This is a genomic window from Polyangium jinanense (assembly GCF_028435265.1).
Classification (GTDB): domain Bacteria; phylum Myxococcota_A; class Polyangia; order Polyangiales; family Polyangiaceae; genus Polyangium; species Polyangium jinanense.
The window spans coordinates 915,130-938,734 of the sequence record NZ_JAGTJK010000002.1; the positions used below are offsets into that span (position 1 = coordinate 915,130).

The following is a 23,605-nucleotide window of genomic DNA, read 5'->3' on the forward strand; positions in this document are numbered from 1 at the left end:
CGATCGGTGCGCTCTCCTCTGGCCGTGGGACCGGCCCCGGATTAGATGCGCCCATGATGCACGCGACCGTGTTCATCATACCGGCTCTGAAGGGCGCGAGGGCGACGCGCGGACGGATCGCTCGCGTGTCGCCATGACCGCCGGATCGGCCGAAGGTCGCTGCGTCGCCTGCGGCGTGGGCGTTCCCGCGGGCGCTGCGGTTTGTCCGCGCTGCGGAACCTCGCAACGCATGGAGGCCTGTCCGCACTGCGGCGCCACGGCGGGGGCCACGCGCGACGCGGAGTTCCGGTTCCGCTGCGACGTTTGTGGCGGCCCGCGCGTGCCTCTCGACACGAAGAAGATGCGGCGGAGCGGCAAGGAGGTCACGGCGCTCAAGCGCGCCGAGCTCGCGCGGAAGGGGCGCGCGAAGAACCGCGCGGCCGCGGTGTTCACGGGCGTCGCGCTCGCGGGCACGATCGGCATCCTCGCGATCTACGGGCTGCTCGGCGTCATCGGCGTGGTGAACCCGGGCCTCGGGTTTTTCCTCGCGAGTCTTTTGACGGCCGGCCCGCTCGCCGCGCTGATCGCCTGGTTCCTCGCGCGCTCGCGGGAGCAAGCCAAGGAGATCGTGCCCGCGCTCGACGAGGCGTGGCTCTCGGTGGCGGCGGACGTGGCCGCGCAGATCAAGGGACCCGTCACGGCGCGCGCGCTCACGGAGGCGCTCCCGATCGAGGAGCCGCAGGCCGAGGAGATGCTCGCGCTGCTCGAAGCGCACGAGATCATCCGCAACGACGGCAGTCTCACGCGGATGCGGATCGGCGCCTCCCCGGACAAACCCGACCTCGCGGCCGTCGAAGCAGAGGCCGAAGCCGAGGCGGAGGCCGAGGCGCGCGCGCCCGGCGTCACGCGCGAGAAAGTGTAATGCGCGAGCGAACGAAGCAGAACGAGCGGACGAAGCCCGGCGAGCGGACGAAGCCCATCGAGCGAAGAAGGCCTGGCGAGCGAACGAAGCCGAGGTCCAGCGAGCCGACGAAGCCGATGCCCAGCGAGCCGACGAAGCCCAACGTGCGGCGCGCGCTCTCCCACGTCGGTGGAGAGACCAACGTCGAGGGAGATTCTGCGCGTGGCGCGGCGCTCGTCCGAGCGCTCGACGTGCCTCCGTCCGAGGTCGCCGAGGAGGCCGCGCGCGCGCACGTGCACGGCTTCCACAGCTACCCGGCGCGCATGCATCCGGTCACTGCGCAGCGACTCGTCGAGTCCTTCTCGCGCCCCGGGAACGCCGTGCTCGATCCGTTCTGCGGCAGCGGCACGGTGCTCGTCGAAGCGCGCCTCGTGGGTCGCAAGGCGATCGGCGTCGACGCGAACCCGCTCGCCGTGCGCCTCGCCGCGCTGAAGCTCCGCGACACCACGGAGGCCGATCGCGCTGCGTTCGTTGAAGCGGCGCGCGCGGTCGCGCTTTTCGCGGACGAACGCCGCAAGGCGAAGAGCGGACCCACGCGGCGTTATGGCCCCGAGGATCTCGCCCTCTTCGATCGACACGTTCTTCTGGAGCTCGACGGCGTGCGCGCTGGGATCGATCGCATCGACGATCCCACCGTGCGCGGCGAGCTCGAGCTCGTGCTCTCGTCGATGCTCACGAAGCTCAGCCGCCGAACCTCCGACACCTCCGAGCGCGAGCTCGAACGACGCATCGCCTCCGGCTACGCCGCGCGCCTCTTCGTGCGCAAGGCCGAGGAGCTCATCGCGCGCCGCGCCGAGGTAGAAGCGCGCCTCGCCGCCGCGCCGCCCGCGCGTGTCCTCGAAGGCGACGCGCGCCGCCTCGACGGCATCAACGATCGCTCCGTCGATCTCGTCGTCACCTCGCCGCCGTACCCGGGCGTCTACGACTACCTCGCGCACCACGAGGCGCGCCTCCGCTGGCTGCGCCTTCGCCCCGAGCGCTTCGAGCGTGCCGAGATCGGCGCGCGTCGCCGCCTCGATCCCATGGGCCCAGACGAAGGCGTGGCCCGCTGGGAGCGCGAGATTGGCGACACCCTCGCCGCGCTCGGCCGCGTCATGCGTCCCGAGGGCGCTGCGATCCTCCTCCTCGCCGACAGCGTCGTCGCGGGCCGCCCCGTTTACTCCGTCGACGTGATCCGCCGCGTCGCGCCGCGCGCGCGCCTCCGCGTGGACACCGTCGCCTCGCAGCCGCGCCCACACTTCCACGCGCCCACGCGCAGCGCCTTCACCTCGCGCCCGCGACAGGAGCACGCGATCCTGCTCGTCCGCTCGTAGCGCCTGCGCCGCGTCGCCACGAACTGTCCTCGCTCGGTCCTCGTGTGGCAGGATGCTCGCGGCTTTCCCACGGAGACGTTCGAGATGCGCAGTGAAACGGTCGCGTTGGTCTTTGCGGTTTCTCTTTTGATGTTCGGCTGCAACAAGGGCCGCGAGGGCGAGGGGACCGCTGCCGAATCCGAGGGCGCGATCGGCGTCGCCGAGTGCGACGCGTACGTGAAGAAGATGGAGGCCTTCCTCGACAGTTTGCCCGAGGAGGCGCGCGCCGCGCGGGAGCCCGGCTTCAAGGCGATGCGCCAAGCGTGGCGTGACGCCGCGCAGGCGCCCGGCGGCAAGGAAGGGCTCGCCGCGACGTGCAAGGAGAACCTCGCGAACGTGCCCTCGAAGTAGCGCGCGCGTTCAGCCGAACGTGGGCACCTCGGCGGGGTAGTGCTCGCGGAGGAACGCGGCCCACGGCGGACGTCGCTCCACGTGGAACACGTCGCCCGCGAGGATCGACGTGATGAGCCTGCGGATCGTCGTCCGCTGGTTCGGCTCGAACAACGTCTCGCGGAACTGCCCTGCGTAGAAACTCTGCACGACGCCCAGGAACAGATCGACCGCGTACCGCACGTTCGCTTCGTACGAGGCGAACGCCGCGCGCGACACATCGCCCGTCGTGAGCGCGTGATCGATCGCCTCGGCCGCGAGCGAGGCGCCCTTGATGGCGAGGTGCGCACCCGTCGAGAACAGCGGATCGAGGAAGCCGCCCGCGTCGCCGACGAAGAGCCACCCATCACCGGCGAGCTGATCGATCCGATACGAGAAATCCGCCAGCGCGCCGACAGGCCGGAGTCGCGTCGCGCCGCTCAAGAGCTCGCTCGCCATCGGTGATCGCGCGAAGGTACGATCGTAAAACGATTCGAGCGTCTCGCCTTTTTGCTTCTGCCGCATCCACTCCGACGACACGACCACGCCCACGCTCGTCACGTCGCCGAGGAACGGGATGAACCAGAACCAGCCGTGCTCGAAGATCACGATCTGGATGTTCCCTTCGTCCTGTCCACTCGGCCGGAACGTGCCGCGGTAGTGCGAGAACAGCGCAGTCTTGTCGAGCCGCGCGATGTTCGCCTTCCGCCGCGTGCGTGAGGCCAGGAGCGTGTCGCGCCCCGTCGCGTCGACGACGACCGGCGCGAAGAGCTCCACCACCTCGGAAGGATTCAGGAGGTTTTTCGCGCGCACCCCGACGGCGCGGCTGCCTTCGAAGAGCACGTCCGTCGCCTCCCACTGCTCGCGCACCTCGGCGCCGAGCTTGCGCGCGTGTTCGAGCAGCACGTGATCGAACTCGGCGCGTGGCACCTGATAGGCGTACGTGAACTTCGGATCGAAGCTCTCCTCGAAGCGATACGTGCTCTCGCGCCTCGTCGTGCAGCAGAGGAACCGCGCGCCGTACTTGCGCAGAAACCTCCGATCGAGCTCCTCGTCCACGCCGAGCTCGGCGAAAACCTCGCGCGATCGCGGCAGGAGCGACTCGCCGATGTGAAACCGCGGGAACTTCTCCCGCTCGAGCACGAGCGCCCGCCGGCCGCGCCGCGCGAGGCTCGCGGCGAGCGTGGAACCACCGGGCCCGCCCCCGAGGATCAATGCATCCCACCCATGATTCGACATCGCCCCTGGATATCGCGGCCGCTCGGCCTCGCCAATGCCGAGGCAGCGGGTCGACGTCGCGCGCGCCTTCCGTTAGAGCTGCCTCGTGATCCGGGTGGAGTTCCTGGCGAACGATCTCGGCCCCGCCGCGGCCGTGGACGCCGAGCCTGGCGACGCGCTCGTCGACGTCAGCGACGCATGCCGCGCGCCCGTCTCGTTCTCGTGTCGCTCCGCGAGCTGCGGAACCTGCCTCGTCGAGGTCCTCGAAGGCGCCGCGCTCCTCGAACCCCCTTCGAGCGACGAGTCCGACGTGCTCGACGTCTTCGACGCGCCGCCTTCGCAGCGGCTCGCTTGCTCGGCGCGTCTCGTGGCTCGGGGGGAGGGGCTCGTGCGGCTTCGCTGGGCGGGGAGTGACGAATGATCGACGGTGCGGCGCGTCGTTCGCGTCTTCCTCAGTCGAAGACCCACGCGCCGCGCAGGCCTCGCGCGAGGCGCCACTCTTCTTCGCGCCGCGCGATCAGGGGCGCCAGCGTCCCGGCCGTGAACGCGAGCGTCAGGCCCGCGAGCACGTCGATGGCGTAGTGCCAGCGCAGGAACACCGTCGAGAAGATGATGTTCGCCGCGAAGAAGCCCGTCACGATCGCGGGCCAGAACCAGCGTCGATCCGTCTTCGCGTTGTGCAGCGCGTGCAGCGTGAACCACGTCGGCACGGCCGTGTGCAGCGAGGGGAAGATGTCCTTCATCGCGCTGCCGGCCTGCACCGTGTCCCAGACGCAGCCCCAGAAAAACCCGCCGTTGATCGGGCCCTTGAACTGCTGGGCCAGGTACTGGTGCGGGCCGTAGCCGGGCACCGCCATGTAGCCGAGTTGCCCGATGCCGAAGACGAGCAGCGTCCCGATCGCGAACGCCGTCGTCCGGCGACTCGGCTTCGTCAGCCACACGCTGACGATCATGTAGGTCGCGCCGATGAAGAAGTAGCTGAAGTAGAAAAACGAGAACCACTCGACCACGGGCCGCACGTTGAAGACCTCGAGCACGAGCGCTGGCTCGCGACCGAAGATCGCCTCGTCGATCCGGAGGAGCGTCCCGTCCACCGAATCCGGCCGCACCACGGGCAAGAGCCAGCGCAGCACGAGGTAGTTCTGGAGGAGCACGCCGACGATGCTCACGCGGTAGACGATCTTCCGGACGAGCGGCGGGATGCCGGGGATCACGCGGCCGATCAGCACGGCGCCGAGCACGACGCCGATGCAGAGCTCCGTCGTCCGCGCGCACGACACCTGATCGGCCGTGGCTTGCCGCTGCGCGAGCAGCAGCCGCACGACCGTCAGGTAGACGAGCAGGATGACGTCTTGCACGGTGAAGCTACCGAGCAGGAACTTGAGCCAACCGCCTTGCATGGCGGTGATCTGCGCGGGTGCTCCCTCGACGTGCTCTTCGGAGGCACGCATGTCCGACGGGCTCCAGAGTCCGTTTTGGTGCGTGGAGGTGCTCACTTGTTCTCTCCGCTTAGCCGAGATCCAGCGACGAACCGCGACGCCGCGGGAGATGACGCGGCGGAGTCTAGGGGGGAAGGCTCAGCAGGTCGAGGCTTCATCGCCATGGGTCGTGCGGCGGCCTCAAGCAAGATCGGCGCCCATCAAAGGTGCGCGAAACGTCGAGGTTTTGTCGAATTCGAGGGAACGACGTAGGGTGGAAAGGTCCTCGGCGCGTAGCTCGATGCGCTGTCGTCTCGCTCTCGGAAATTCTCTACGCACCGCCTTTCGCGTCCGCGCCCGCGTCGGTCGCCGGCGCGCCTTCCCCGATGAAGCGGAAGCATGCACCGGCCCGGCAAACGAGCCCTTCGCCGCACTCCGCGTCGCTCTGGCAGCCCGGCTCCTCGGGCGCGCCGAGCGTGCATGCGACGAGGCCGGTAGCGATCGGCGTGAAGGCGACGAGCAGGAGGAGGAGACGCCGCGCGCGCATGCGGAAATGCTCACCCGAGCGCTCGCCACGCTGCAAGCCGGCTCGTTCGTCGCGACGTCCGCTAGGATGCGGGGCATGCGCGTCGCCCGAGCGTCGCTCCTCGCGTCGTTCCTGTTCGTGGGCCTCGCTTGCGCGGCCGAGCAGAAGGGCTCCATCGGCGCGGTGCTTTCGCGGGACAACGACACAGGCGCGCTCTACGTGCGCGACCTGTCCCCGGGCCTTGCCGCCGAGCGCGCGGGCCTCTTGCCGGGTGACGAGCTCCTCATGATCGAGGGCCGCTACGTGCGCGACCTCGACGCCAAGGAGATTCGCGCGCTCCTGCGCGGCGACGTCGGCACGTCCGTGCGCCTCACCATCGTGCGCGGCGAAGAAGTCCGCCGGGTGCGCGTCGAGCGTCGCGCCCTGCTCGACCCGAAGAAGGAAGAGCGTCCGCGCACCGAGACGATCACCGAGTGAGAGGTTCGTCCTGCCGGGGTTCGCCCCGAACGCTCTGCACTCTTCTGCGTCACGGACTCGCGAGCTTGTGCACGTCCTCGTGATGTTTGTCGGCGTAGAACGAGAGCACGTCCACGGCGTCGCGGATCTCGCTCGGGTCGAGATGCTCGATCCGGTACTCGACGCTCAGGATGATGTCGCCGTCGTCGTCGACCGAGTACTTGGCGAGGTTGATCTCCCGGTTGAGCTTGAGCAGGCGCGTCATGACTGCCTCGGCCGTCTCCGGCTCCTCGGGCAAACGCGCGTAGGGGATCACCGCGAACGTCACGAAGAGTGGTTCGAGGTGCACGAACAGCGGAAAAATCCGGTCCTTGCTGCGGAAGCGGCTGCGCAGCGTGGCCTCGGAGAGCCGCTCGACCGGCCACTGTTGCGCCTCGAGGACGGCGCGGATCTCATCCAGGGTCATCGGGACGCTATCATCAGGGTTTTTCGCGATGCGGCAACGTGAATAACGTCATCGCAGCGACGTCCACTGTCCCGTGACGCCCTCTTCCTGGAACGCGACGCTCGATGCTGCGGTGCATCGTGCGTGCGTGCGGGGCGAGCCTGTCTGTTCGAGAGCGACAAGCTCCGGTATACGAACACGCGAAGGCCAGGAGCAACCCTCGAGACACGTCGCGTACGAGGGTCGGAAGAACCGAGACGGAGGCTTCTGATGATGCTGCGAAGAGCGATGGTGAAACTCCTCGGCGCCCTGACGGTCCTCGCGGGGATCGGCGCGTCGCAGGATGCAAGTGCGGCTGAAGTGATCAAGATCGGCACGCTTGCGCCGAAGGCGAGCCCCTGGGGGCAGGTGTTCAGTGTTTGGGAGAAGGCCGTCAAGGAGAAGAGCGGCGGCCGGCTCGAGCTGCAGTTCTTCTACAACGGTCAGCAAGGCGATGAAGGCGCGATGGTCGGCAAGATGAAGGCCGGCCAGCTCGACGGCGCCGCAGTCACGGCGGTTGGTCTCGGCAAGATTTACAAGCCAATCCTCGCGCTCCAGATGCCGGGCCTCTTCAGCTCGTGGGCGAAGCTCGACGCCGCGCGTGAAGCCATGCGGCCCGAGTTCGAGAAGGGCGCGGCGGACGCCGGCTTCAGCATCGTCGGCTGGGGCGACGTCGGACAGGCGCATCTCATGTCGAAGGGCGTCGCGATCCGAGCGCCCGAGGACTTCAAGGGCACGAAGCCCTACGTGTGGCGTGACGACGCGATGATGCCTGTGTTCTTCCAGGTCGTCGGTGGCACCACGCCGTTCCAGGCGAACATCCCGGAGGTCCTGCCGAACCTCAACACGGGCGCGATCAACGTGATCGTCGCGCCCGCGGTCGTGGCGGAGCAGCTCCAGTGGGCGTCGAAGCTCGACACCATCGTCGCGGACGCGTCCGGCTTCGCGGTCGGCGCGCTCGTCCTGACGAGCAAGAAGATCGACGCGCTGCCGGGCGATCTCAAGACCATCCTCCAGGACACGGGCAAGGTCGCCAGCGCGGCGCTCACGAAGCGCATCCGCAGCGAGGATGACGCCGCGTTCGGCCGCCTGAAGGGCAAGATGACGGTTGTCGAGCTGACGGCCGATCAGAAGGCCAAGTGGCAAGGCCTCTTCAAGCAGGTGCGCGGCCGTTTGGCGCAGGGCACGTTCCCGGCCGAGGTCGTCACCAAGCTCGAGGGGCTCGGCGGCTGACAGATTTCCAGAGACATTGCCCGCGTGCGCCGGGTCGCCTTTGAGAGGCCCGGCGCTTCGCTTTTGTCGTGTTCGGCGCGTTGACGGTGCATCGTCCACGGCGTATGCGTACGCCCCGTCCGTCCCAAGGAGCATCCATGCGCCGTTACCAGTTCACGTCCGAGTCCGTCACGGAAGGCCATCCCGACAAGATTTGCGACCAGATCTCCGACGCCATCCTCGACGGCATCCTCGCGCAGGATCCGACGGCGCGTGTCGCCTGCGAGACGATGGTCAAGACCGGCATGGCGATTGTGGCCGGCGAGATCACGACCTCTGCGTGGGTCGACATGCCCGTGGTCGTTCGCAGCACGATCAAGGACATCGGGTACACGGACTCGTCGATGGGCTTCGACTACGAGACGTGCGCGGTGCTCACGGCGATCGAGAAGCAGAGCCCGGACATCTCGCGCGGCGTGACGGAGGGCGAGGGCCTGTTCAAGGAGCAGGGAGCGGGTGACCAGGGCCTGATGTTCGGGTACGCGACGGACGAGACCCCCGAGCTCATGCCCGCGCCGATCTCGTTCTCGCACCGCATGGCGCGCAAGCTCGCCGAGGTCCGCAAGTCGAAGAAGGTCAACTGGCTCCGGCCGGACGGCAAGACGCAGGTGACGGTCGAGTACGAGAACGACGTCCCCGCGCGCATCGCCGCGGTCGTGCTCTCGACGCAGCACGGGCCCGACGTCAAGCACAAGGAGATCGTCGAGGCGATGCGCACGCTCGTCATCGACAAGGTCCTGCCGCAGAAGCTCATCGACAAGAACACGAAGTTCTACATCAACCCGACGGGCCGGTTCGTCATCGGCGGCCCCTACGGCGACGCGGGCCTCACGGGCCGCAAGATCATCGTCGACACGTACGGCGGCATGGGCCGGCACGGCGGCGGCGCCTTCAGCGGCAAGGACCCCACGAAGGTCGATCGCTCGGCTTGTTACTACGCGCGGTTCGTCGCGAAGAACGTCGTCGCGGCGAAGCTCGCGGCGCGTTGCGAGGTGCAGATCGCCTACGCGATCGGCGTCGCGCAGCCGGTCGGCGTCCACGTGAACACCTTCGGCACGGGCCGCGTCGCCGACGAGGTGCTCGAGAAGTACATCCTCGAGAACTTCGACATGCGGCCGAAGGCGATCATCGAGCAGCTCGACCTGCTCAAGCCCATCTACCGCAAGACCGCGGCGTACGGGCATTTCGGCCGGGACGAGTTCACCTGGGAGAAGACGGATCGCGCCGCGAAGATGGCCGACGATCTGCTCCGCCCGAGCGTGTCGGCCACGAACGGCTCCACGCAGGCGAACGGCAGCGGCAAGAAAGATCAGAAGAAGCGCAAGAAGGCTTCCGCGGCCTCGCCCGAAGCGTGAGCACGCGCGCGCCCGCGCCACGTTCCCACCCCTCCCGCGTCCTCCCGACGCACTCTTCTCCAGCACCACGGTAGCGCCCCGAGCGCGTGACAGCATGCCGGCCGTTCGGCTAGGCTAGGCATGCTTGCGCTCGCCGTGTCCATCGATACGCGCGTCTTCCTTTCCCCGAGGTACCGCTCGCTCGACGTGGCCGATCCGGCAGGCCATGGGTCGACGACGGCGACCGTGAGTCCCCGAGGAATCCTTTTTCATCACGAGGGCGTCGTCATGAAGCGGTCGAGAACATCCACATGGTTCGGGCTCGTCGGGTTGTGCGTCGTCGCCGCGACGGCGGCGGGCGCATGCGCCGCGGGCGGCGGCAGCGGAAACATGGGGGGCAACGGGGGAGAGGCTGGATCCGGCGGCGCTGGCGGTGTGGGCGGCACCGCCGGCAACGGCCAGGGCGGCGACGTCCTCATCACGACGAGCAGCTCGTCGAGCGGCACCGGCGGTGCGGGCGGCGGCGCTTGTGATGAAGGCTTGCCCGATAAGGACAACGACGGCGACGGCTACACCGAGCTCGAAGGCGACTGCAACGACTGCGACAAATTCGTCAATCCGAGCGCGGTCGAGGTCATCGCCGAGGAGGACGAGAACGGCAACCTCCCCGAGCCTGCGGACGAGGACTGCGACGGCACGGTCGACGTCCTGCCGCCGGCCTGCGACAGCGGCCTCGCGCTCGCCAGCCTCGATCCCATCGACGCGGCCAAGGCGATCGGCGTCTGCAAGTTCCTGAAGAGCGCGAAGTGGGTGCTCTCGGACGGCAGCCCGCCGCCGGTGAACGAGACGCAGAAGGCGAACTTCCACCTCGGGCACGGCATCGTCGCGAAGCTCGGGACGAACAACAACCCGCAGGAGGGCAACTCGATGCTCTTCCTGTCGTCGGGCAAGGCGCGGGACAAGGGCGACGCGGACGCCACGTACCGCACGTTCGACAAGGGCTACACGAGCAACGCGCCCTTCGGCTTCCCGAAGGCGAGCCCTTCGTGCCCCAACGTGATCACGGGCCTCCCGCACGACGCGACGGGCCTCGAGATCGAGGTCGACGTCCCCTCGAACGCGCTCAGCGTCTCGTTCGACTTCCAGTTCTTCAGCTACGAGTGGCCGGACTTCTTGTGCCGCGAGTACAACGACTTCTTCATCGCCTACATGATCCCGTTCCCGATGGGGCAGAGCGACGGGAACATCGCGTTCGACATGCTCGGCGCGCCGATCAGCGTGAACAACAAGTTCTTCGAGGCGTGCGGTTGTCCGGGCAACCCCGTGGGGCCCACGGGCGAGTGCGTGGCGAGCACCTTCCCGTTCAAGTGCTCCCTCGAGACGAAGCAGCTCGTTGGCACCACTTTCGAGAAGGACGAAGCGAACGCCGGGTGGAGCCATGGCTCGACGGGGTGGCTGCGTACGACGACGGCGGTGACGCCTGGCAGCCCGATCCGGTTGCGCCTGGTCACCTACGACTCGACGGACGGGAAGGTCGACTCGTCCACGTTGATCGACAACTGGCGCTGGTCGGGCAAGCCCGGGACGACGGTGACCGAGGTCATCATCCCGAAGTGACGCGCCCGGACGTGTCCGGAGCGTCCTCGAACCTGTGTCGCTCCGGACGCGATCTCTCTTCACGCCCCGACGTGCATGGGTACACTTTCGAATGCGGTCCGCGCGCGGGGTGTACGGCTCTGTGTTCGCGTCCGGCTTGGCTTGTCCTCCGTGCGAGCGGGGATGGAGAAGGATCATGAAGCGTAGCCATCTTGTTCTGTTCGGTCTCGCCGCAGTTCTGGGCGTCGCTGCGGCAGGCTCCGCGGGTTGCCAGGCGACCGGCGGTCGTAGCGTCTTCGACAGCGATGGCGGGTCCGGTGGAGAGGACTCGAGCGGCAAGGGCGGCTCGGGGGCCACCGGGCAAGGGGGCAACGGCGGTTCGGACAGCGTGGGCGCGTTCGTCGGCCCCGGCGCGACCGGCTCCGGCGGCGGCGGAGCGCAATGCAGCAACGATCAGAACGTCGACGACGACGGTGACGGGTTCTCGGAGGCGGCGGGCGACTGCAACGACTGCGACCCCAACGTCTCGCCGGGCTCGATCGAGGTCGCCACCAATCCGGACGATCCGATGGCGACGCCCGCGGACGAGGACTGCGACATGGTCGTCGACAACGTCGCGCCTGTGTCGTGCGACGACAACATCGCGCTCACGGATTCGAATCCGGAGAACGGCGCGCGCGCGCTCGACCTTTGCCAGTTCATCACGCCGGCCGACAAGAAGTGGGGCGTGCTCAGCGCGCAGTACGTGCGCGCGAACGGCAGCCCCGCCACGTACACGCAGCACATCGGCATCCAGAGCAACTTCGGGCCGAACGTGAACGTGCAGAAGGGCACGCGCATGCTCACGCTCTCCTCGGGCTACGCGCGCTTGCCGAACCAGCCTGGCGCTTGCGGCGGCCTGAGCTGCAGCCAGATCGGCGCCGGCACCGCGCCGGCGGGCTTCCCGCAGGACGTGCCGGGTTGCGCGGGCGAAACGGACATCAACGACGACGTCGGGCTCGAGCTGAAGATCCGGTCGCCGAAGAACGCGACGGGCTACAAGTTCAAGTTCAAGTTCTACTCGATGGAGTTCCCCGAGTACGTCTGCACGGCGTTCAACGATCAGTTCATCGCGCTCGTATCGCCGGCGCCGCAGGGCTCGATCAACGGCAACATCTCCTTCGACAAGAACACGAACCCCGTCAGCGTCAACATCGCGTACTTCGACGTCTGCGCGTACGACCCGATCTACCCGCAGTTCACCTGCCCGTCCGGTCCGGGCGAGATGGAGGGCACGGGCTTCGGCACGTGGGACGAGGCGGGCGGCACGTCGTGGCTGCAGACGCAGGCCCCGATCAAGGGTGGCGACGAGGTGACGATCCGCTGGGCCATCTGGGACACGGGCGACGACGCGTGGGATTCGACGGTGCTCGTCGACGGGTTCGAGTGGGTCGCGAACGGCGGCACGGTCGTCGTCGGCACGGATCCGATCGAAGATCCCAAGTGAGCTGAGCAGCTCGCTCCGAGGGAAAACGCCCTGTTCGCGCGGGGCGTTTTTCTTTTGTGGTCCTACGATCGATCCCGGCAGGCGAGGAGATCGGCCATCGTCGCGCCTTCGAGCGGGATCTCCGAGAGGCCCGCGTCTTCTCGTGCTGCGATGCGAGCGAGCGCCCAGCGCGGCGCGAGCACGTCTCCACCGAGCCAGGCGCGCCGCCCGCCTTCAGGCTCGACCGCGGCTTCGATCCAGCCGATCGGAACACGCACGGCCGGGCGAAGGATCAGGCCCTCGGGGACAGGATCGAGCGCGTGCTCGATCGGAGCGAACGGACGCGTATCGAGCTCCTCCGATGCGATCGTCATCGTTGCGCTCATCGGCTCGGCGCGTGTCCGCAAGCCTTCGAAGAGCGCGTGTGCAAACCGCTCGAGGTCGAGTGGCGCGTCGGTCGCGAGCTCGGCGAGCGAGGCGGGCTTCTTGCCGAGGAACCGATCGACCGCGCGTTCGCTCTCCGTCGTGATCTCTTCCGGCAGCGCGATTGCCGCCTCGTACCCGACGAACGCTTCCACGAGCACCGCGCCCGACGCCGCGACGTCGAACCCGAGCAGCACCGCCGGCCGACGACGCAGCGAGATCCATTCGCGTCCGAAGTAATGCGCGATGAACCCTGCGCGGGTAAACCCTCCGAGGAGCGGGCGCACGTTCCGGTTCAGCAGCGTCCGCGGCGTCGCGTCGGCGACCAGCGCCGCGACGTGCGGCAGCGCCAGTGTCACCACGAGGCCACGTCCGCCGAGCCAGGCAGCCGTCCCCGTCGTCGCGCGTCGCAAGATCGGGATGCCTCTCTGCGCGCACGCTGCGAGGTCCACGACGCGGCCTGCGCGTTGCGCCGCGCCGAGCACCACGGCCGATCCATCGATCAGGCTCAGCGCCACGTGCGCCGCCTGCGCTTGCTCGGCCCGCTCGAGAAGCGCGGGGCCGAGCGCGAGCGCTTCGGGGATCGCGCGCTTCTTCAGCTCGATCGCGTGCATTTTCGTCCTGCTCCGGTTGACAGCCTCCCGAGGCCCGCCTAAACCTTCCGTTAGGTAACCCTAACGCGTGCGTGAGGGTTGGAGTTTCGGATGCGGCCGGTTCGCCACCTACCTTTAGCGCGGGGTTTCGAGAGAGGTGTCCTTCCTCTCCCGGATGACGTTCGTGCGCATGGTGGTGTGCAGCGGGCCGAGGCGGGGCTCGTGCCGCCGGATCTCGACGACGATCGGGACGGGCACGGGGGCGAGCGCCTCCTTCAGGTCGGGGACATCGCGCGTGCCGTCGGCAAGACGGTGCGGGCGATTCACCATTATGAGGAGGTCGGTTTGCTTCGGCCGCACGCGCGGTCGAAGGGCCGGTATCGGCTCTACGATCGGGCGGCGGTCACGCGGGTCCGGTGGATCGGCAAGCTGCACGATCTCGGGCTCAGCCTCGCGCAGATCCAGGAGATCGTCGCGTTCTGGGAGAACGCGCCCTCGGCGCCCGAGGCGATGGCGCGGGTCCGATCGATCTACCTGCAGAAGCTCGAAGAGACGCGCGCGCAGATCGCGCGGCTCTCCTCGCTCCAGCGTGAGCTCGTGGCGAGCATCGACTACCTCGACACGTGCGACACGTGTGCTCCCGACGAGATCGTGGCCGCTTGCACGGACTGCAACGTGCACGATCGGACGCAGGCCGAGCCCGAGCTGGTGGCCGGAATTCACGGCGGAAACGGGCATTCCCGAGGTGGCGCGGACCGCTAGAGGGTGCTTCGAAGAGAGACGAAACCGATGTCGATCCAGATCCCGATTTACATGGACTACCACGCCACGACGCCGGTCGATCCGCGCGTCGTGGAGGCGATGCTCCCGTATTTCAACGCCCGGTTCGGCAACGCGGCCAGCCGGAGCCACGTCTTCGGGTGGACGGCGGAGGAGGCGGTCTCGCGCTCGCGGGAGATCCTGGCGAAGCTCGTGGGCGCGTCGAACCCGAAGGAAATCATCTTCACGTCGGGTGCGACCGAGAGCAACAACCTCGCGATCAAGGGCGTTGCCGAGCTCTACAAGGAGAAGGGCAACCACATCATCACCACGGTGATCGAGCACAAGGCCGTGCTCGACACGTGCAAGCGCCTGGAGAAGCAGGGCTACGAGGTGACGTACCTGCCCGTTGGCAAGGACGGGCTCGTGAGCCCGGACGACGTCGCGAAGGCGATCACGGACAAGACGATCCTCGTCTCCGTGATGCTCGCGAACAACGAGGTCGGCACGGTGCAGCCGATCGCGGAGATCGGCAAGATCACGCGCTCTCGCGGCGTCCTCTTCCACTCGGACGCGGTGCAGGGCGTGGGCAAGGTGCCGTTCGACGTCGAGGCGATGAACGTCGATCTCGCTTCGGTCACCGCGCACAAGATGTATGGGCCCAAAGGGGTTGGTGCGCTCTACGTGCGCCGGTCGAAGCCGCGCGTGCGCCTCGTCGCGCAGATGGACGGCGGCGGCCACGAGTACGGCATGCGCTCGGGCACGCTGAACGTGCCGGGCATCGTGGGTTTTGCCCGGGCCGCCGAGATCATGCTGGAGGAGGGACGCGCGGAGAGCGCGCGCATCCTCGCGCAGCGCGAAAAGCTCCGCCGGCGCATCACGAGCGAGCTCGACGAGGTCATCGTGAACGGTTCGCTCGAGCACAGGCTCCCGGGCAACCTCAACGTCTCGTTCGCGTTCGTCGAGGGCGAGGCCCTCATCATGGCGATCAAGGACGTGGCGGTCTCGAGCGGTTCGGCTTGCACGAGCGCGAGCCTCGAGCCCTCGTACGTCCTGCACGCGATGGGCATCGGCGACGACCTCGCCCACTCGTCGATTCGTTTTGGCCTCGGTCGTTTCACCACCGAGGAGGAGGTCGACTACGTAGCCGACCTCGTGATCCGCAAGGTAAACAAGCTCCGCGAGATGTCCCCGCTCTACGAGATGCACAAGGAAGGCATCGATCTCGCTTCCGTGCAGTGGGCCGCGCATTGATTTGAGGTAGGAGAGTTTCGAGCCATGGCATACAGCGAGAAAGTGATCGAGCACTACGAGAACCCGCGCAACGTGGGCACGCTCGACAAGAACGACGAACACGTCGGCACGGGGCTCGTCGGCGCGCCCGCTTGCGGCGACGTGATGCGTCTTCAGATCAAGGTGAGCGACTCCGGCGTCATCGAGGACGCGAAGTTCAAGACGTTCGGATGCGGCTCGGCGATCGCCTCTTCGTCCCTCGCTACGGAGTGGCTCAAGGGCAAGACGATCGACGAGGCCGAGCAGATCAAGAACAGCATGATCGCGGAGGAGCTCCACCTGCCGCCGGTGAAGATCCACTGCTCGGTGCTCGCCGAGGACGCGATCAAGAGCGCGATCGCCGACTTCCGGTCGAAGCAGGCGGCGAAGAAGGCCCTCGCGGGGCAGTGACGTCGCCTTCGGGACGGCGGACGGAGAACGTACGATGAACGCCAGCAGCGAAGTTTCGCAGGGCAACCAGACGGAGCAGCGGCCCGCGCCGACGGACGCGAAGAAGACGATCGGCGTGACCACGTCGGCGGTCGAGGCGATGCGGACGAACCTCGCCAAGCGGGGCACGCCCGACGCCGCGATCCGCGTCGGGATTCGCGGCGGCGGCTGCTCGGGTTTCTCGTACGTCATCGAGTTCGACGACGACGCCCCGCGCAAGGGCGACCTCGTCCTCGAGTTCCCCGAAGACGGCAAGAGCACGGTCCGCGTCTACTGCGACAAGAAGAGCATCCTTTACCTCGGCGGCTCGGTGCTCGACTGGGAGAAGACCCTGATGTTCCAGGGCTTCAAGTTCAAGAACCCCAAGGAAGCGAGCCGTTGCGGCTGCGGCCACTCCTTCACCGTCGGCTGAGCACGCGCCGCGCGCCGCGGCGCGCACGCTGCATTCCACCGCTCCTCTCACGATGATCGATCCCTTCCAGACGCTGGGCGTCGAGGCCCGCTTCGACCTCGATCCGGACGACCTCGCGCGCCGGCATCGTGACCTCTCGCGCGCGCTCCACCCCGATCGTTACGCGGGCGCGCCCGCGGCCGAGCGCCGTTTGTCCCTGTCGCGCGCGATCGAAGTGAACGACGCCTTCCGCGTGCTGAAGGACCCGATCCGCCGCGCCGAGGCGCTCCTTCGCCGCGCTGGCGTGCCCGTCGGAGAGACCGCCGAGCCCAAGCCGTCACCCGATCTCCTGATGGAGATGATGGAGCGTCGCGAAGAACTCGGCGATGCGCGGCGGCGGAAGGACCTTGCGGCTGTCCATGCGCTCGCGGATGCGATCCGCCTGCGTGAGCGCGAGGTGCTCGCATCGATGGGCCGCCAGTTTGCAGTTTCCGATCCGGACTCGACGAAGCTCGCGGCCGTCCTGCCCGAGCTCGGCGAGCTCCGTTATCTTCGGCGCTTCCTCGACGAGGCGAGCGCGATCGAGGAAGAGCTCTCTTCCTGATCCTGAAAGGCCCTCATGGAAACGATGGGGGCTCCCGGAACCCCCATGGCTCTACTCGAAATCTTCGACCCCAAGGCAGCCCCGAGGCCGATTGGCATCGACCTCGGCACCACGAACTCGCTCGTCGCGCGTGTCCGTGACGGCAAGCCCGTCGTCATCACCGACTGCAACGCGGAGAAGCTCGTCCCTTCGGTCGTGCACTACGACCCGCGCGGCCGCGTGATCGTCGGCGCCGACGCGCAGCGCCTCGCGGTCGATTTTCCGCGCGAGACCATCGTCAGCGTGAAGCGCTTCATGGGGCGCGGGGCCGACGATCCCGAGACGCGCCGGCTCGGCACGTACGAGTTCGTAGAGCCGAAGACGCCCGAGGAAGCGAAGAGCGTGCGGTTCAAGGTCCGCGATCGCTCGGTCACGCCTGTCGAGGTCTCGGCCGAGGTCCTCAAGGTTCTCCGTTCGCTTGCCGAGGACGAGTTGCGCTCCGTCGGCGGCGCCGTGATCACCGTGCCTGCGTACTTCGACGACGCGCAGCGGCAAGCGACGAAGGACGCGGGCAAGCTCGCGGGCCTCGACGTGTTGCGGCTCCTCAACGAGCCGACGGCGGCGGCGCTCGCGTACGGGCTCGAAAAGCAGAAGAACGGCCTGTTCGCCGTGTACGACCTCGGCGGCGGCACGTTCGACGTGACGATCCTCCTGCTCGACGACGGCGTCTTCCAGGTGCGCTCGACCGGCGGCGACAGCGCGCTCGGCGGCGACGACATGGATCGCGCGCTGGCCGAGCGTCTGCTCCAGGACCTCGGCGTTCCTGCGGACAATCGCCCGCGTGAGCTCGTGCGACTCGCGCTCGATACGGCGCGCAAGATCAAGCACGGGCTCACCGAGAACGATCGCGTCGAGGCCGAGATCGAGGTCCCGGGCGGCACGCGCAAGCTCGCCGTCACGCGTGACGAGTTCGAGGCGCTCATCAAACCCATCGTCGAGCGCACGGGCGTCGCTTGCCGGCGCGCGCTCCGCGACGCGGGCATCTCTGCCGACGAGCTCGACGGCGTCATCCTCGTCGGCGGCTCCACCCGCGTGCCGTATGTGCGGCAGTACGTGGAAAAACTTTTCGGCAAGCCGCCGCTTTGCGACCTCGATCCCGAGGAGGTCGTCGCGCTCGGCGCCGCGATCCAGGCCGACATCCTCGCAGGCACCAAAGAACGCGCCGACGAGGTCCTCCTGCTCGACGTCCTGCCGCTCTCGCTCGGCCTCGAGACCATGGGTGGCGTCGTCGAGAAGATCCTCCCGCGCAACACCACGATCCCGGCTGGCGCGCGACAAACCTTCACCACGTACGCGGACAACCAGACCGGCTTCGACCTGCACATCGTCCAGGGTGAGCGTGAGCTCGCGGTCGATTGCCGCTCTCTCGCTCGCTTTGTCCTCAAAGGAATCCCGCCCATGCCCGCGGGCCTCGCGCGCCTCGAAGTCACGTTCCGCGTGGACGCGGACGGCTTGCTCAGCGTGACCGCGAAGGAGCTCACGACGGGCGTCGAGCAAAAGGTGGAGGTCAAACCAAGTTACGGCCTCACGGACGAAGAGGTCGAGGCGATGCTCATGGCCGCGCTCGATCACGGCGAAGAGGACCTCGAAAAACGTCAGCTCATCGAGGCGCGCGTCGAGGCCGAACGGGTCGTGCTCGCCACGCGAAAGGCCCTCGTCGCCGACGCCGATCTGCTCGAAGGCGACGAGGAGCGCGCTCGCATCGACGAGGCGCTCGCCGGGCTCGAAGAGGCCATCCGCGGCACGCGCGCGGCGATCATCCGCGGCCGCACCGAGGTCCTCGACGACGTCACGCACGGCTGGGCGGGCAGGCGCATGGATCGCGCGATCGCGCGGGCGATCGCGGGCAAGGACGTGACGGCGATCGAAAGCACCGTGGCGCAGGCGAGGGGCGTCGAGGCCCACCTCGCCGAGCATGCGGGGCATAACGCACCGGAAGGCGACGCCTCCGGGACGGGGAGCTGATGGCAAAGGTACGGTTTCTGGCGCACGGGTCGACGTACGACGTCGAGGTACCGATCGGGACTTCGCTCCTCGAAGCGGCGCGCAAGGTCGAGGCGCCCGAGGGCTCGGCGTGTGGCGGCGTGTGCGCGTGCTCGACGTGCCACGTCTACGTTTTGCGCGGCAAGGAGCTGCTCTCCGAGGCGGAGGAGGACGAGGAGGACATCCTCGACAAGGCCTTCGACGTGCGGCTGAACTCGCGGCTCGGCTGCCAGGCGAAGATCCATCGCGAGGGCGACATCGAGGCCGAGATCACGCGCGAGAGCCTCGACGCCTTCTACAACGAGCACCCGCAGTACCCGGACCCGCGCAAGGCGAAGAGCTAGCGCTCGTGTCCGCCCGCGGGCTTCGGCTTCGCGTCGGGCAGGGCCGGGGCGCGCTTGGCTCGTTCGACGTTCGCGGCCACCTCGTGGGCGAGGTCGCGCGCCGCGTGCGCGAAGGCTTGCGCCGCCTCGCGCGCCGGCTTCGTGGAGAAGATCGCCACGACATGTTGCGCCGACGTCTTGCCCCCGACGGGGACGAGGAAAAACGCGAGGGCCCCGAGCAGGAGCACCACCCCGTTCACCAGGCGCTTGACGAGATCACCGAGCACGCAAAGCCGACCGTAGCCCGTAGGGCCCCGAACCCCCCAATTTTCGGCCGCGATCCTCGCCAGGGAGTAAGCTCTTCCCGCGATCGCGGCCCGCTTGAACATCCGGGGGCGCTCGCGCACCTTAGGCGGAGCCGGCCAGCTCGGCCGCTCCTCGACTTGCCACCGTGACGGACGCACCTCGAACCTCGACCCTGACGCCCAAGCCCGCTGCGGCCGTGGAGCGCGCGCCCGAGGGGGCCCTGAGCCCTGCCGTCGTCTGGCAGATGGTGCGCAAGTACTGGTCCACGGCGCTCGCGGCGGCGCTCGTGGTCTCGCTCGCGGCGACGTTCAATACGCTCGGCCAGGTCAAGATCTACCAGGCGCAGTCGACGATCCTCTTCGACCCGAACCCGCCGCGTCCCCTCGGCCAGAAGGTCGAGAATATCGTGGACCTCGGCGCTGGCAGCTTCTGGGACAACCGCGAGTATTACGAGACGCAATACAAGATCATCCAGTCGATGAAGGTCGCGACGGCCGTCGTGAGCGAGCTCGGGCTCCAGCACGACGGCAGCTTTCTCGGCAATCTCCCGCCGGGCACGCCCGCGCCGGATGCGAACGTGCCCGAGGAAATCGCGGCGGAGGTGCTTCGCGGCCGCGTCAAGGTCGACGCGATCAAGGAGAGCCGGCTCGCCGTGGTGAAGCTCGAGGACGCCGATCCACAGCGCGCCCAGCGCATTCTGAACGTCCTCGTCGATACCTACGTCCAGCAGAACCTCGACGACGCGGTGACCTCGACCGCGACGGCGGCCGATTGGCTGCGCAGCCAGCTCGACAAACTCAAGGTCGACCTCGAGTCGAGCGAAATGGCGCTGCACGAATACAAGGAGACGAAGAACATCCTCTCCGTCGCGATCGACGATCAGTCGAACATGCTGCGCGAGGAGATGAAGCAGCTCAATGACACGCTGACGTCGGTCCGTACGCGAAAAGAGGAGGTCCAGGCGCGGCGGGACGAGCTCGCGAAGGTGAAGGGGGAAAACCCCACGGATTTGCCGGCGAGCGAGCTTCTGGAGAGCCACGTCCTGATGGGCCTCCGGACCTCGTACGAGGAGGCGATTCGCACGCGCGACGGCCTGCTCGGCGAGGGCAAGGGGCGCAATTACCCCGACGTGAAGGAGGCCGACGCGCGGGCCGAGGCGGCGAAGAAGGCTTTGCTCGCCGAGGTGAAGAACATCCAGCGCGCCCTCGACAAAGACCTCGCCGTCCTGAAGCGTCAGGAGGCGGGGCTCTCGGGGCTCTTCGAGCGGGCGAAGAAGCAGGCCCTCGATTTGAATCTGCTCGAAATCGAGTACAACCGCCTCCGCCGCTCGAAAGAGAACAACGAAAAGCTTTATTCGCTCGTCCTCGAACGCACGAAGGAGAGCGATCTGGCGCGTGTGCTCCGCGTCAACAACATCCGCGTCCTCGATCGGCCGCTCGTCCCGCGCGCGCCCGTGCGGCCGCAGGTCACGCGCAGCATCGCGATCGGGGTTTTTCTGGGCGTCCTCCTCGGCATTGCGACAGCGCTCGCCCGGGGGCTGCTCGATCGCAGCTTGAAGACGCCCGACGAGGTCGAAAAAGACCTCGGTTTGCCGTTCCTCGGCCTTTTGCCCGAGATCGACGAAAATGGGGCCCGACCCGGTTCGTATTCGCCGCGGCGGCAGCGCGGCAAGCCCGTGCGCGTGGCGAACTCCGAGCTCATCGTGCACGAGCAGCCGACGAGTGGCATCGCCGAGGCGGCGCGCACCATCCGGACGAACCTGCTCTTCATGGCCCCGGACAAACCCTACCGCACCCTGCTCGTCACGAGCGCGGGGCCTTCGGAGGGCAAGACCACGGTGGCCACGTGCATCGCGATCGTCATGGCGCAGGCGGGGCAGAAGGTCGCGCTCATCGATTGTGATCTGCGCCGGCCGCGCGTGCACCGCGTCTTCCGGAAGACTTCCGAGGTCGGCGTGACGACGGCGATGCTCGAGGATTCGCTCGACGAGGCCGTGCTCGACACGGACGTGCCGAATCTGTGGGTGATTCCCGCCGGCCCGATCCCGCCGAATCCGGCGGAATTGCTCCATAGCGAGAAGTTCAAGAAGTTCCTCGACGACGTGAAGAAGCGCTTCGACCGGGTGATCATCGACAGCCCGCCGATCGTGCCGGTCACGGACGCGGCCGTGCTCTCCACGCTGGTCGACGGCACGGTGCTCGTCGTGCGCGCGTTCAAGACGACGAAGGATCTCGCGCGGCACGCGGTGCGCGCATTGCAGGACATCGGCGCGACGAAGGCGGGCGCGGTGCTCAACGCCGTGAACTTCAACCGCCACGAATACAAGTATCGATATTATTATTACCGCCGCGAAGGGTATTACGAGGGCGACGAGGCGGCGGCGGCGCGGCCCGCGCGGAAGGCGGCGGCACGGGCAAAAGCGGCCGAGGACGAGCACGGCGCAGGGAGCGCTCCGCCGGCTTGAATCGATCGGCATCCGCGTCCCGCGGCGCTCTCCTCGTCGCGGCGGCCTTCTGCGCGACCAAGCTCCTCCTCTGCCCCCTGCGCAGCGGCGATTGGCTTTCCCGACCTCTCGGCGACGACGCATTTTATTACCTGACCATCGCGCGGAACATCGGCGAGGGGCAGGGGATCACCTACGACGGCGCCCCGACGAACGGCTTTCACCCGCTCCAGATGGTGGTGTGTGTCGTGGTCGGTCTCGTCACGGGCTTCGACTTGCAGCTCGCGCCGATGGCGCTCGTCCTCTTCAATCTGGCCGTGTTTCACCTGCTCGGGACGTGGTTCCTCGTGCGCCTCGTGTCGCGCTTCGTGCCCTTGACCCTGCCGCTCGCGGCTTCGCTCGCCGTTCTCTGGAATGCTTCGGGCGCGGGACTTTCGAGTTATACGGGGCTGGAGACGCCCCTCGCGCTTTGCGGCTGGCTCTGGGTCCTCACGGCGCTCCACGATTACCACGCAGGCCCGTCCCTGCGCGCCGCGGGCTCACTCGGCGTGGCCGGGGGTTTTGCGTTTCTGGCGCGGAACGACATCGCCGTCCTCTGCGGCCTGGCCGTGCTTTCCATGGTGTTTCCGCGCATGCTCGGCGCCGCCTCGGCGGGAGCTCCACTCGGAGCGCGGGCCCGGTTCGCGTCGATCGCGGGCGCCGTCATGGCGATCCTCGCCTCGCCATGGCTCCTCCGAAACCTCGTCCTTTTCGGCTCACCCATGCCGCAGAGCGGGGCCGCCGAGGCCGTGGGCAGCCTGTACGACGCCGGTCGAATGGCGCAATGGCACGCCGTCGCCGTGTCCGCCGTCGTCAATCTGGCCGTCGCGATCATCCCCGTCGATTCGCTCGTGTGGCTCGGGCACGTCATGATCCTCCTCGGCGTCCCCCTCGCTCTCGCGGGCCTCGTGCTTCTGTGGCGCATCGAGCTTCGTGCTTCCACCGTGCTCCGTTGCGCCGCGGCGGCCTCGCTCGTCCTCGTTCTCGTCTACGGAACCGCGTTTGGCGCGGCGCACATGGTCCGGCGGTGGCTCGCGCCGCTCGTGGTGGTCGGGATCCTCGGGGCGACCGCGTTTGCGGCCTCGAAGCGCCCGCGCGCCCTCCACGCCTTCGCGGCCGCCGTCGGTTTGCTTTACGTGGCGAAGCTCGGCATCGAGGCGCGGCGCATTTCGAGCGGCGGCGGGAGCTTCCGCACGAATACCGTGGATCTCGCCGCGTTCATCGCGCGTCAGCCGGCGGGGACGCGGATCGGCGCGCTGCAAAGCGGGCTCCCGGGGTGGGTGCGTCCCGGCGTCACGAATCTCGACGGCAAGATGGATCGACGCGTCCTCGCGGCCATTCGGGCAGGAAACTTTCCCGCGTGGCTCGCCGCCTCGGACCTGGATATCGCCGTGGATCACGGCTTTTTCGGGCGGGACCTCGATCCCGCCGTCCTCGCCCGGTTCGACCGGTGCGTCGCGCCGCACGGCCTCATCGTGCTCCGGCGGCGAAGCAAGGACGTGGCCGCCTTGGATCCCTGCGCTGCCGCGGATCCTCGATAGCGGAGAACC

The 23,605-nt window shown here is 68.0% G+C and carries 24 protein-coding genes; 18 read left to right on the forward strand and 6 right to left on the reverse strand.

All coding sequences use genetic code 11. The features are described from left to right. Positions 1-133 precede the first annotated feature (133 nt). The 3 genes from KEG38_RS08190 to KEG38_RS08200 all read left to right on the forward strand — a co-directional run bounded on the left by KEG38_RS08190 (position 134) and on the right by KEG38_RS08200 (position 2,643). Complete coding sequence (locus KEG38_RS08190; protein ID WP_272418531.1) at positions 134-901, forward strand: zinc ribbon domain-containing protein; 768 nt, start codon at positions 134-136, stop codon at positions 899-901. Beyond that, positions 901-2,253 (forward strand): DNA methyltransferase, encoded by a 1,353-nt coding sequence (locus KEG38_RS08195; protein WP_272418532.1) that lies wholly within the window; start codon positions 901-903, stop codon positions 2,251-2,253. The genes KEG38_RS08190 and KEG38_RS08195 overlap by 1 nt, the downstream gene beginning before the upstream one ends. Positions 2,254-2,337: 84 nt before the next feature. Next, positions 2,338-2,643, forward strand: a complete 306-nt coding sequence (locus tag KEG38_RS08200; RefSeq protein ID WP_272418533.1) for a hypothetical protein — start codon at positions 2,338-2,340, stop codon at positions 2,641-2,643. Between the two features lie 9 nt (positions 2,644-2,652). On the opposite strand, the gene KEG38_RS08205 is transcribed toward KEG38_RS08200, so the two are convergent. Beyond that, positions 2,653-3,900 (reverse strand): NAD(P)/FAD-dependent oxidoreductase, encoded by a 1,248-nt coding sequence (locus KEG38_RS08205; protein WP_272418534.1) that lies wholly within the window; start codon positions 3,898-3,900, stop codon positions 2,653-2,655. 85 nt (positions 3,901-3,985) lie between these two features. Between KEG38_RS08205 and KEG38_RS08210 the strand changes: the two genes are divergently transcribed. Continuing rightward, complete coding sequence (locus KEG38_RS08210) at positions 3,986-4,300, forward strand: 2Fe-2S iron-sulfur cluster-binding protein (protein ID WP_272418535.1); 315 nt, start codon at positions 3,986-3,988, stop codon at positions 4,298-4,300. A 31-nt stretch (positions 4,301-4,331) separates the two neighbouring features. Here KEG38_RS08210 and KEG38_RS08215 read toward each other — a convergent pair whose 3' ends face one another. Both KEG38_RS08215 and KEG38_RS08220 read right to left on the reverse strand, forming a co-directional pair. Then, positions 4,332-5,330 carry a phosphatase PAP2 family protein gene (locus KEG38_RS08215; RefSeq protein WP_272418536.1) on the reverse strand — a complete coding sequence of 333 codons (999 nt, stop codon included), beginning with the start codon at positions 5,328-5,330 and terminating at the stop codon, positions 4,332-4,334. 298 nt (positions 5,331-5,628) lie between these two features. Then, positions 5,629-5,844, reverse strand: a complete 216-nt coding sequence (locus tag KEG38_RS08220; protein WP_272418537.1) for a hypothetical protein — start codon at positions 5,842-5,844, stop codon at positions 5,629-5,631. 75 nt (positions 5,845-5,919) lie between these two features. Between KEG38_RS08220 and KEG38_RS08225 the strand changes: the two genes are divergently transcribed. After that, the gene (locus tag KEG38_RS08225; RefSeq protein WP_272418538.1) at positions 5,920-6,300 is read left to right on the forward strand and encodes a PDZ domain-containing protein; all 381 of its coding nucleotides are present in this window, start codon (positions 5,920-5,922) and stop codon (positions 6,298-6,300) included. A 49-nt stretch (positions 6,301-6,349) separates the two neighbouring features. On the opposite strand, the gene KEG38_RS08230 is transcribed toward KEG38_RS08225, so the two are convergent. Then, positions 6,350-6,745 (reverse strand): YbjN domain-containing protein, encoded by a 396-nt coding sequence (locus KEG38_RS08230; protein WP_272418539.1) that lies wholly within the window; start codon positions 6,743-6,745, stop codon positions 6,350-6,352. Positions 6,746-6,994: 249 nt separating this feature from the next. On the opposite strand from KEG38_RS08230, the gene dctP reads away from it, so the two are divergent. From dctP to KEG38_RS08250, 4 genes are all read left to right on the forward strand, one after another. Next, positions 6,995-7,996: a TRAP transporter substrate-binding protein DctP gene (dctP, locus tag KEG38_RS08235; RefSeq protein ID WP_272418540.1), complete on the forward strand. Its 1,002-nt coding sequence runs from the start codon at positions 6,995-6,997 to the stop codon at positions 7,994-7,996. A 137-nt stretch (positions 7,997-8,133) separates the two neighbouring features. Next, positions 8,134-9,390: a methionine adenosyltransferase gene (metK, locus tag KEG38_RS08240; RefSeq protein ID WP_272418541.1), complete on the forward strand. Its 1,257-nt coding sequence runs from the start codon at positions 8,134-8,136 to the stop codon at positions 9,388-9,390. A gap of 120 nt (positions 9,391-9,510) precedes the next feature. Further along, entirely contained in the window at positions 9,511-10,986 is a 1,476-nt protein-coding gene (locus KEG38_RS08245; RefSeq protein WP_272418542.1) for a choice-of-anchor L domain-containing protein, read from the forward strand. A gap of 175 nt (positions 10,987-11,161) precedes the next feature. Then, positions 11,162-12,451, forward strand: a complete 1,290-nt coding sequence (locus KEG38_RS08250; RefSeq protein WP_272418543.1) for a choice-of-anchor L domain-containing protein — start codon at positions 11,162-11,164, stop codon at positions 12,449-12,451. A gap of 62 nt (positions 12,452-12,513) precedes the next feature. Here KEG38_RS08250 and KEG38_RS08255 read toward each other — a convergent pair whose 3' ends face one another. After that, complete coding sequence (locus KEG38_RS08255) at positions 12,514-13,467, reverse strand: lipoyl protein ligase domain-containing protein (RefSeq protein WP_272418544.1); 954 nt, start codon at positions 13,465-13,467, stop codon at positions 12,514-12,516. Positions 13,468-13,644: 177 nt separating this feature from the next. Here KEG38_RS08255 and KEG38_RS08260 point away from each other — a divergent pair, with 177 nt between their 5' ends. The 7 genes from KEG38_RS08260 to KEG38_RS08290 are packed head-to-tail and all read left to right on the forward strand — an operon-like array spanning position 13,645 to position 19,288. Next, positions 13,645-14,208 (forward strand): MerR family transcriptional regulator, encoded by a 564-nt coding sequence (locus KEG38_RS08260; RefSeq protein ID WP_272418546.1) that lies wholly within the window; start codon positions 13,645-13,647, stop codon positions 14,206-14,208. Between the two features lie 27 nt (positions 14,209-14,235). Further along, positions 14,236-15,459 (forward strand): IscS subfamily cysteine desulfurase, encoded by a 1,224-nt coding sequence (locus tag KEG38_RS08265; RefSeq protein ID WP_276072245.1) that lies wholly within the window; start codon positions 14,236-14,238, stop codon positions 15,457-15,459. 24 nt (positions 15,460-15,483) lie between these two features. Beyond that, entirely contained in the window at positions 15,484-15,888 is a 405-nt protein-coding gene (gene iscU, locus KEG38_RS08270) for a Fe-S cluster assembly scaffold IscU (RefSeq protein WP_272418547.1), read from the forward strand. A gap of 34 nt (positions 15,889-15,922) precedes the next feature. Next, a complete protein-coding gene (locus KEG38_RS08275; RefSeq protein WP_272418548.1) occupies positions 15,923-16,339 on the forward strand; it encodes a HesB/IscA family protein in 417 nt (138 codons plus the stop codon). Between the two features lie 52 nt (positions 16,340-16,391). Next, on the forward strand, positions 16,392-16,922 hold the full coding sequence (gene hscB, locus KEG38_RS08280; protein WP_272418549.1) for a Fe-S protein assembly co-chaperone HscB: 531 nt from the start codon (positions 16,392-16,394) through the stop codon (positions 16,920-16,922). A gap of 45 nt (positions 16,923-16,967) precedes the next feature. Next, a complete protein-coding gene (gene hscA / locus KEG38_RS08285) occupies positions 16,968-18,926 on the forward strand; it encodes a Fe-S protein assembly chaperone HscA (protein WP_272418550.1) in 1,959 nt (652 codons plus the stop codon). Then, on the forward strand, positions 18,926-19,288 hold the full coding sequence (locus tag KEG38_RS08290; RefSeq protein ID WP_272418551.1) for a 2Fe-2S iron-sulfur cluster-binding protein: 363 nt from the start codon (positions 18,926-18,928) through the stop codon (positions 19,286-19,288). The genes hscA and KEG38_RS08290 overlap by 1 nt, the downstream gene beginning before the upstream one ends. Here KEG38_RS08290 and KEG38_RS08295 read toward each other — a convergent pair. Further along, positions 19,285-19,554, reverse strand: a complete 270-nt coding sequence (locus KEG38_RS08295; protein WP_272418552.1) for a hypothetical protein — start codon at positions 19,552-19,554, stop codon at positions 19,285-19,287. The two genes, KEG38_RS08290 and KEG38_RS08295, sit on opposite strands and share 4 nt — an antisense overlap. Before the next feature lie 164 nt (positions 19,555-19,718). Between KEG38_RS08295 and KEG38_RS08300 the strand changes: the two genes are divergently transcribed. Together KEG38_RS08300 and KEG38_RS08305 are read left to right on the forward strand one after the other, a co-directional pair. Beyond that, a complete protein-coding gene (locus KEG38_RS08300; protein ID WP_272418553.1) occupies positions 19,719-22,037 on the forward strand; it encodes a GumC family protein in 2,319 nt (772 codons plus the stop codon). After that, positions 22,034-23,596, forward strand: coding sequence for a hypothetical protein (locus KEG38_RS08305; RefSeq protein ID WP_272418554.1), 1,563 nt, complete (start codon positions 22,034-22,036; stop codon positions 23,594-23,596). Before KEG38_RS08300 ends, KEG38_RS08305 begins: the two co-directional genes overlap by 4 nt. The last annotated feature ends 9 nt before the right edge of the window (positions 23,597-23,605 follow it).